Consider the following 6,772-nt stretch of genomic DNA (forward strand, 5'->3'; position numbering starts at 1 on the left):
ATGCCCGTTAATCTTCCAGCGGCTGCGGTCGCCCAATCAGGTATCCCTGTAGATAGTTGACCCCCAGACTCAGTAACAAATCCCGTTGCGCAGGCATTTCTACATATTCCGCCACCACGCTGAGTGACTTCGCTTTAGCCAGGTCAGTTATCGACTTCACGATCATCGCATCCAGCGAGTCAGTCAAAATGTCTTTCACAAAGACACCATCAATTTTGATGATGTCCGCCTGCAGGCGTTTCAGCCGCTCGTAGTTGGCATATCCGGTTCCAAAATCGTCAATGGCAATCCTGAAGCCGGATTTGTGCAGTTGTTCGATATTCTGCACGCTGGCTTCCGAGTTGGAAAATGCCTGTTCTTCGGTGATTTCAATAATGACCGTCTCAGGCGCAATACCATAGCGGCTAAACAAGCGAATAATGTGCGATGCCGTGTCTTTCTGGAGCAACGTCAGCGGCATTAAGTTGACTGAAAAACGGGGTCCAGGATCGGCTGAAGGATGGGCAGACAACCAGTTTAGTAAGGCTTCAACAACCTGCAGATCAAAGCGCGCACTGAGGTTGAACTGCGCAATCAGCGGAATGAACTGATCCGGGGTCATGATGCCATCATCGCTTTTCAGCCGTGCGAGAATTTCATCATAGCCTTTCCCGTTCGCGTCGCGGATAGGCTGCGCATAAAGCAGGAGATCGCCACCATCGAGCGCTTTACGAATTTTATTGAGCAGCAGAACGCGCTCGGTCGTCTGGCCTGTCGCTACTTCCTGGCTATGCGACAATGCCAGCACACGATGATGCGTGCAGGATTGTTCCGCCAGCCAACTGAGCTGTCCCAGCAAAGGCTGCAACGTCTCTTGTTTACCATCCCAGTTTCCCCAGGACGCGCCATATCCCATATCGAGACCGGTATTGTTCCAGTAAATTTTGCGACTGTTCAGTAAATCGAGCATATGCTGCAAACGGGCATCGGTCTCTGGCCCGCTGAGCACCAGCAATAACTCACTGCCCGGAAGCTGGAAGACTTTTTCATTCTCGTTCATCAGTGGTTGTAGCATACGATGGACTGTACGTTTGCAATGAACGCGCATCAACATACCGTAATGACGGCTGAGAAACTCGAGGTTATCCAGCCGCAGACAGCAGACATTCTGCCCGGTATCTTTATGCAGGAATTGTTCCAGCGCACGCAGGTTAGGTAAACGGGTTAAGGGGTCGGTAAGCGCCTGCAAATGCCAACGGCGGTTAAGCCACTCACTTCGCTGGTAAATACGTGTCATATAGAGCAGGCAAATGCTGAATGAGACGAGCACAGACAGAATGAATGCCAGAGAATACTCTGACTCCACGCCCTGCAAAAAGTTACGGTTGTAGGTCAGCAGAAACAGTGTTGTAACAGCCCAACTTAGATTCAAAAAGGGATAGGTAAGTTTACCCACGCCGGTCGTAAAAATAATGAAAAAAACAGGAACCAGATATCCGGCAATATATTCATTCTCCAGCGGAAAGCACATTGTGGCAATCAGGGCAGAAATACAGGCCAGCCAGCAGAAAGTAAATAACCGCTTATTCTTTTCAAAACAAGGGGCGATATCCCGGCGCCAGAACGTACGGGCATAGCGAGGGTTCACGACCATCCGCATCGGGTAGTAAAACAGCATGGTGAAGATGAGCGCTGCGGAGATCAAACTCAGAACATCCACAATCATAACAACCGCTGCTGTCGCGCTAAAGAACGTTGAGATTGCCACCGGAAAGGCAAAATAGTGTCCGGCGAGATACATGCTAATTTTCATGCCAACCGGAGTGACAAAGCCAAACCACATCACCCGACGCCAGATATTTCGATTGGGCAATCCGACGCGCCAGCGCGGCCCCAGATGCCAACGAACGAGCGTGCATGTTCCCAGCACGGCAAACATCTGACAAAAGAGCAAGACAACACCCTGCGTAAACGGCAGATGAAGATTCCAGTGATTGGTCAGATATAAACTCATCACAACAGGCAGAATGCCGCGCCAGCCAAAAATCAACATCACCGACAGCAGGACGCACAACGGGAGCCATGAAAGATAAATCGAGCTGGAATCGACGATAGCGAGAGGAGAAATATAGCGTGATAACTGGATAGCAACAATGGAGAGAACAATCGCAAGCGCGAATATTTTTATATTATTTATCAGGTTACGCTTGACTGGCATGGATTGACTGCTCTCATGGCACGCATTATTAATCACATAAATGATAAGTTTATTCGCATTGCGAATGCAAACTTATGCCCACCAGAAAAAGAGGTAAAATTCCGGAAAATTGTCTGGCTTACCAGAAACTGTATTACAAAACCAGAAGGAATGCAGAGATAAAAAAACCCCCGCTTTACAGCGAGGGTTCAGAATGTGGTGGAGCTAAGCGGGATCGAACCGCTGACCTCTTGCATGCCATGCAAGCGCTCTCCCAGCTGAGCTATAGCCCCACGAGACCTTTACGTACCAAAACTGTTGGGTTCAATTTTGGTGGAGCTAAGCGGGATCGAACCGCTGACCTCTTGCATGCCATGCAAGCGCTCTCCCAGCTGAGCTATAGCCCCATAACGTAAAGCTTGTCGAGTAGACGGGCCGCATCATATGAATTCCCTTCGCACGTGTCAACGGCAAAATGAAAACGCCAATTCTAATCGCTGAAAAAGCAGACAAATGAAGAACATTGCGTAACAACTCGCATTCAGTAGTTAAACACGTCACGGTTTCTACTAAAATGGTGCTATAAAATGAACCGCTAATTAACCACACGACCATTCAGGGAATCGTTATGTTCAAGGAACGGATGACGCCAGAAGAACTCGCCAATCTGACGGGTTATAGCCGCCAGACCATCAATAAATGGGTACGTAAAGAGGGCTGGGCGACATCGCCAAAACCCGGCGTCCAGGGTGGTAAAGCGCGTCTGGTGCATGTCAACGAACAGGTTCGTGAATATATCCGCAGCGCAGAGCGCTCAGCAGAAGGGGCATCTGACGCCTTCTCATCAGCGGGAGAGGCCTCTCTGGAGGCCTTATTGATCAAACTGGTGAAAGAAATGACGCCGGCGGAACAAAAAAACTTCACCTCCTTGCTTTTGCGGGAAGGGATTACTGGTTTGTTACAGCGTTTAGGGATTCGCGACAGCAAATAATATGAAAAGATTACACAGTAAAATGACCACCGAAGAGCTGGCAGAATGTCTCGGGGTCGCCAAACAAACCGTGAATCGCTGGATCCGCGAGCAAAAATGGGAAACAGAGAAATTTCCAGGCGTTAAAGGTGGTCGGGCAAGGCTGGTTCATGTGGATGCGCGCGTTCGGGAATTTATTCTGAACATCCCGGCGTTTCGTCATCATTCTGCATTTTATCAGGCAGAAGAATCACTTGCCGAATACAACCCCGTCGCACGCAGTCATGCATTTCGACAAATTATGGATGCCGTTGAAAATATGTCCCCGGCAGAGCAAGAGAAATTAGCCCTGTTTCTTTCGCGAGAAGGCATTCGCGGTTTCCTTGCGCGCCTTGGTCTGGACGAGTCCGAATAACGCGCATAAAAAAGGCAGGGTCTCCCCTGCCATTCTGTTAATCCTGCAATAGCTTATTTTATTGCTGCGCTTCCCGCTCAGCAATAAATGCCAGCGCTTTGTTGATACGTTCAATGCTACGCGTTTTACCAATCGCATGAACCGTCACGTCTAAGCCAGGAGATTGTCCCGCACCGGTTACCGCGACACGCAATGGCATACCGACTTTCCCCATGCCAACTTCCAGCTCATCGGCCGTCGCCTGAATCGCCTGATGTACGTTTTCAGCGCTCCACTCGGTGATGGCAGCCAGTTTATCGCGCACAACCTCAAGCGGCTGACGCGCAACCGGACGCAGATGTTTCTTCGCAGCCTCAGCGTCAAACTCAGCAAAGTCTTCGTAGAAGTAACGGCAGCTCTGCGCCATCTCTTTCAGTGTCTTGCAGCGCTCACCCAGCAGTTTCACCAGTTCAGCCAGTTGTGGACCATTGCGGGTATCGATATTTTCCTGCTCGATATGCCACTGCAGATGCGTCGCCACATATTCCGGTGCCAGCGCATTGATATAGTGGTGGTTCAGCCACTGCAACTTTTCGGTATTAAATGCACTGGCGGATTTGCTGACGGCGCTCAGAGAGAACAGTTTAATCATCTCTTCACGGGTAAAGATCTCCTGATCGCCGCTGGACCAGCCCAGACGCACCAGGTAGTTCAGCAATGCTTCCGGCAGATAACCGTCGTCACGATATTGCATAACGCTCACCGCACCATGACGTTTAGACAGTTTTTTGCCATCGTCGCCATTGATCATGGAAACGTGCGCATAAACCGGCACCGGTGCATTCAGCGCTTTCAGGATGTTAATCTGACGCGGCGTGTTGTTGATATGATCTTCACCACGAATCACGTGGGTGATTTCCATATCCCAGTCATCCACCACGACACAGAAATTGTAGGTTGGTGAACCGTCGGTGCGACGGATAATCAGATCGTCCAGCTCCTGGTTGCTGAATTCGATTGGCCCACGGATCTGGTCGTCAAAAATGACAGACCCTTCCTGCGGGTTGGCAAAACGGACCACGCAAGGCTCATCGTCGGCGTGATGTTCATGACCATGACGGCAGCGACCGTCGTAACGCGGCTTCTCGCCCTTCGCCATCTGCTCTTCACGCAATGCATCCAGACGCTCTTTAGAGCAGTAGCATTTATAGGCTGTACCGGCTTCCAGCATCTCATCAATCACCGCGTTATAGCGATCAAAACGCTTAGTCTGGTAGTACGGACCTTCATCCCATTCCAGACTCAGCCAATTCATACCGTCCATAATGGCTTCAATCGCTTCCGGCGTGGAACGTTCAAGATCGGTGTCTTCAATACGCAGCACAAACTCACCGCCGTGATTACGTGCAAAAAGCCAGGAATAGAGAGCAGTGCGCGCACCACCGACGTGCAAATAGCCTGTCGGGCTTGGCGCGAAGCGAGTTTTGATTTTCATGAAATGGCCTTACGTTGATAAAGATGCCGACAACCGGCAAATCCGGGACAATTTGGATGGGCGGTATTCTATCACTGTGAGGTAAATCCTCAATGTTGTTGCCCGGGAAACGCCGCGCTAAGACGTTTTTGTTTAGAAATCATGCGCCAGAGACCGTTTGACGATCGTTTTGTTTAAATTTACGACGAACGAACGATTTCTTTAGAAAATGCGTTGACTCATTTTCAACTCTCCCTATAATGCGACTCCACACAGCGGGGGTGATTAGCTCAGCTGGGAGAGCACCTCCCTTACAAGGAGGGGGTCGGCGGTTCGATCCCGTCATCACCCACCAACTACTTTTGTAGTCTCCGCCGTGTAGATAAGAAATTGAGAAGTGGGTGATTAGCTCAGCTGGGAGAGCACCTCCCTTACAAGGAGGGGGTCGGCGGTTCGATCCCGTCATCACCCACCACTTTCTCACCAGCTAAATTTCTTATTATGAAGTACCGAAGTGGGTGATTAGCTCAGCTGGGAGAGCACCTCCCTTACAAGGAGGGGGTCGGCGGTTCGATCCCGTCATCACCCACCACTTCGGGTCGTTAGCTCAGTTGGTAGAGCAGTTGACTTTTAATCAATTGGTCGCAGGTTCGAATCCTGCACGACCCACCAATGTAAAAAGGCGCCCTAAAGGCGCCTTTTTGCTATGCGCAGAAATTAACGATTCGAACCTGCAGCAGGTTGTGTCGAACGCAGTGATACAACGGAGCCGCTGGCGGCGACGGCCCGAAGGGCGAGCGAAGCGAGTCATCCTGCACGACCCACCAATGTAAAAAGGCGCCCTCACCCAGGTGACATTACCCCCTATGTCACTTACTAACGCGCGCATTATACGCCGAGCAGCTTTCCTTGCTGGTAAAAGGCATCGTTCCGACAAAACGAGAGCAAGTGGAAGCTGAACGAAACGGCTGACACAACGAATTAATGAAGTCATGAAGTTCGCCATTAATACAGGTCTGCTGGAACGATGTGGCGTGAGATTGATACTAATAAACGGTTATGGGCCATTCCGGCAGAAAAAATGAAGATGAAACGCGAGCACCAGGTATCGCTGTCACCACAGGCATTGACGGTACTGGTGCAGCTTAAGCTACCGAGTGAGTATTCACAGTATGCCTCTCCCGACAGGGTTAAGCGTAGTCAACCGATACAACGACCGAGAAAAACAGCAGGTCGTTTTACCGCAAACTCGATGGCAGCACTGAATATCAATATCATAATCTCGCAGATTAAACACAATGACCTCATGAATATTAAATAAACATCTATCTGCCCTTAAAATATATATCCGGGCATTCTGTTAATTCTTACTGAATATTCTGCTTGTTAATCTTATTCGTTGATATTTATCAAAAAAGTAAATTATGAAAAAGAGTATCCGTTATTATTCAATAACGGTGTTTATTATTTCCCCCTGCACATTCAGCTATGGACAGATGCACCACAATAAAAGGAATTGAGCCATGAGTGGAAAACCCGCGAGCCGGATAAGCGACGGCGTGGCGAATGGTCAGATTGTGCAGGGTTCACGTACCGTGCTGATCGGCAGCCAGGGCGGCATCGCCTGCTCCGTATGTCCCGGCGGCGTCACCGAAGGCGACCCGGTTAACCCCGTCCTTGGTGCCAAAGTCTTACCCGGTGAAGTGGATGTCGCGCTGCCCGGTCCCATGCCCTTCGTTATCAGCCGCAGTTATTCCA

The 6,772-nt window shown here is 50.0% G+C and carries 6 protein-coding genes and 6 tRNA genes; 8 read left to right on the forward strand and 4 right to left on the reverse strand.

What is annotated here, in order from left to right; genetic code table 11:
• Positions 1 to 7: 7 nt before the first annotated feature.
• The 3 genes from WB371_RS07720 to WB371_RS07730 all read right to left on the reverse strand — a co-directional run bounded on the left by WB371_RS07720 (position 8) and on the right by WB371_RS07730 (position 2,583).
• Positions 8 to 2,197 (reverse strand): sensor domain-containing phosphodiesterase, encoded by a 2,190-nt coding sequence (locus tag WB371_RS07720; RefSeq protein WP_336219485.1) that lies wholly within the window; start codon positions 2,195 to 2,197, stop codon positions 8 to 10.
• Positions 2,198 to 2,393: 196 nt separating this feature from the next.
• Positions 2,394 to 2,469 (reverse strand) — tRNA-Ala (locus WB371_RS07725).
• A gap of 38 nt (positions 2,470 to 2,507) precedes the next feature.
• Positions 2,508 to 2,583, reverse strand: a tRNA-Ala gene (locus WB371_RS07730).
• Between the two features lie 221 nt (positions 2,584 to 2,804).
• Here WB371_RS07730 and WB371_RS07735 point away from each other — a divergent pair.
• Together WB371_RS07735 and WB371_RS07740 are read left to right on the forward strand one after the other, a co-directional pair.
• Positions 2,805 to 3,167: a YfeC-like transcriptional regulator gene (locus WB371_RS07735; protein ID WP_336219486.1), complete on the forward strand. Its 363-nt coding sequence runs from the start codon at positions 2,805 to 2,807 to the stop codon at positions 3,165 to 3,167.
• Between the two features lies 1 nt (position 3,168).
• Complete coding sequence (locus WB371_RS07740; protein ID WP_336219487.1) at positions 3,169 to 3,561, forward strand: MerR family transcriptional regulator; 393 nt, start codon at positions 3,169 to 3,171, stop codon at positions 3,559 to 3,561.
• A 58-nt stretch (positions 3,562 to 3,619) separates the two neighbouring features.
• Here WB371_RS07740 and gltX read toward each other — a convergent pair whose 3' ends face one another.
• Positions 3,620 to 5,035, reverse strand: coding sequence for a glutamate--tRNA ligase (gene gltX, locus WB371_RS07745; RefSeq protein ID WP_336219488.1), 1,416 nt, complete (start codon positions 5,033 to 5,035; stop codon positions 3,620 to 3,622).
• Between the two features lie 258 nt (positions 5,036 to 5,293).
• Between gltX and WB371_RS07750 the strand changes: the two genes are divergently transcribed.
• The 6 genes from WB371_RS07750 to WB371_RS07775 all read left to right on the forward strand — a co-directional run.
• Positions 5,294 to 5,369 (forward strand) — tRNA-Val (locus WB371_RS07750).
• 44 nt (positions 5,370 to 5,413) lie between these two features.
• Positions 5,414 to 5,489: transfer RNA gene (locus tag WB371_RS07755), tRNA-Val, on the forward strand.
• Between the two features lie 41 nt (positions 5,490 to 5,530).
• A tRNA-Val gene (locus WB371_RS07760) sits at positions 5,531 to 5,606 on the forward strand.
• A gap of 4 nt (positions 5,607 to 5,610) precedes the next feature.
• Positions 5,611 to 5,686: transfer RNA gene (locus tag WB371_RS07765), tRNA-Lys, on the forward strand.
• A 355-nt stretch (positions 5,687 to 6,041) separates the two neighbouring features.
• Entirely contained in the window at positions 6,042 to 6,335 is a 294-nt protein-coding gene (locus WB371_RS07770; protein ID WP_336219489.1) for a hypothetical protein, read from the forward strand.
• Positions 6,336 to 6,537: 202 nt separating this feature from the next.
• Positions 6,538 to 6,772 (forward strand): DUF6531 domain-containing protein (locus tag WB371_RS07775; protein ID WP_336219490.1); only part of this gene is annotated, 235 nt, incomplete at its 3' end.

The organism is Citrobacter amalonaticus, from assembly GCF_037053465.1.
Classification (GTDB): domain Bacteria; phylum Pseudomonadota; class Gammaproteobacteria; order Enterobacterales; family Enterobacteriaceae; genus Citrobacter_A; species Citrobacter_A amalonaticus_H.

Excerpts from the sequence above, each read along its gene's own strand:
- WB371_RS07720 (WP_336219485.1), bottom strand. The coding sequence starts at position 2,197 with ATGCCAGTCAAGCGTAACCTGATAAATAATATAAAAATATTCGCGCTT.
- WB371_RS07735 (WP_336219486.1), top strand. The coding sequence starts at position 2,805 with ATGTTCAAGGAACGGATGACGCCAGAAGAACTCGCCAATCTGACGGGT.
- gltX (WP_336219488.1), bottom strand. The coding sequence starts at position 5,035 with ATGAAAATCAAAACTCGCTTCGCGCCAAGCCCGACAGGCTATTTGCAC.
- WB371_RS07740 (WP_336219487.1), top strand. The coding sequence starts at position 3,169 with ATGAAAAGATTACACAGTAAAATGACCACCGAAGAGCTGGCAGAATGT.
- WB371_RS07770 (WP_336219489.1), top strand. The coding sequence starts at position 6,042 with ATGTGGCGTGAGATTGATACTAATAAACGGTTATGGGCCATTCCGGCA.